The organism is Mesorhizobium sp. M2A.F.Ca.ET.037.01.1.1 (assembly GCF_003998075.1).
In the GTDB taxonomy this organism is placed as follows: domain Bacteria; phylum Pseudomonadota; class Alphaproteobacteria; order Rhizobiales; family Rhizobiaceae; genus Mesorhizobium.
Map to the genome: position 1 here is coordinate 1 of NZ_RZSA01001435.1, position 1,144 is coordinate 1,144.

At 66.5% G+C, this 1,144-nt stretch carries 2 protein-coding genes; both read right to left on the reverse strand.

The annotated features are described in order from the left end of the window. Positions 1 to 625, reverse strand: a 625-nt coding sequence (locus EOA27_RS37405; protein ID WP_145970864.1) for a branched-chain amino acid ABC transporter permease, incomplete at its 3' end; no start/stop codon positions are given. A gap of 6 nt (positions 626 to 631) precedes the next feature. Beyond that, positions 632 to 1,144: ATP-binding cassette domain-containing protein (locus tag EOA27_RS37410; RefSeq protein ID WP_127258830.1), on the reverse strand; the 513-nt coding region annotated here is incomplete at its 5' end.

Consider the following 1,144-nt stretch of genomic DNA (forward strand, 5'->3'; position numbering starts at 1 on the left):
GGATGAAGACGGCGGCGATGCCCGCCAGCGCGCCGGAAATCGCAAACGCCGTGGCAATCACTCGGTTTGCCTTGATCCCCATCAGCCGCACCGTGGCGAAGTCGCGCGAGGCGGCGCGGATGGCGAGGCCAAGCGTCGAGCGGTTGAGGAAGAGCACCAGCGCCAGGATGGTCAGACCCGACACGATCAGCTCCATCACCTGCAGCGAGGAGACAGCGAAGGGCCCGAAGAACCACATCTGGTTCAAGCCGTTGAGGACCGAGACCGACTGCGGCTTGGGAGAGATCAGAAGCATGAAAAGGTTCTGCACCACGATCGAGACACCGAAGGCGGTGAGCAGCCCGGTCGTGGTCGGCGCGTAGCGCACCGGCCGGAAGGCAAAGCGCTCGAACACGACCGCCGCTAGCGCCGCCATGCCGACGGCGAGCAGCACCGCGACGAAGGGCGAGGTCAGACCGAGCGCGGCAGCCAGGAACACGCTGTAGGCCGAGACGCCGATGATCTCGCCATGCGCGAAATTGACCAGCCCCATGATCGAGAAGACGACGGCGAGCCCCAGCGCCACCAGCGAATATTCCGCGCCGAAGGCGAGCGCATTGAGGAGTTGCTGCAAGGCGTAATCCATCGCCGCCTACCCGCCGATATAAAGGTTGAAGAGGCCGTGCTCGTCGGCGAGCCTGGCCGGCGGTCCGTCATAGCGCAGCGTGCCCGAGCTCACGACATAGACGCGGTCGGCAAAGCGCAGCGCCTGCCTGGCGTTCTGCTCGACCACCAGCAGCGTCAGCCCTTGCGCCTTGAGCTCACCGATAAAATCGAAGATGCGCGCCACGATTTTGGGCGCAAGCCCCAGCGACGGCTCGTCGAGCAGCAACAGCTTCGGCCGCGACATCAGCGACCGGGCGATCGCCAGCATCTGCTGCTCGCCGCCCGAAAGCGTGCCCGCCGCCTGGCCGTAGCGCTCGGAAAGCACCGGGAACAGCGACAGGAACCGCTCGATGTCCTGGCGCACCCCGGCAGGGTCGCGCCGTGTCGCCGCCCCCAGCCGCAGGTTCTCGCCGACGCTGAGATTGGCAAAGATGTGCCGGCCTTCCGGCGTCGAGGTCAGGCCGGCGCGGATGCGGTCCTCGGTGCGGACATGCGAGAT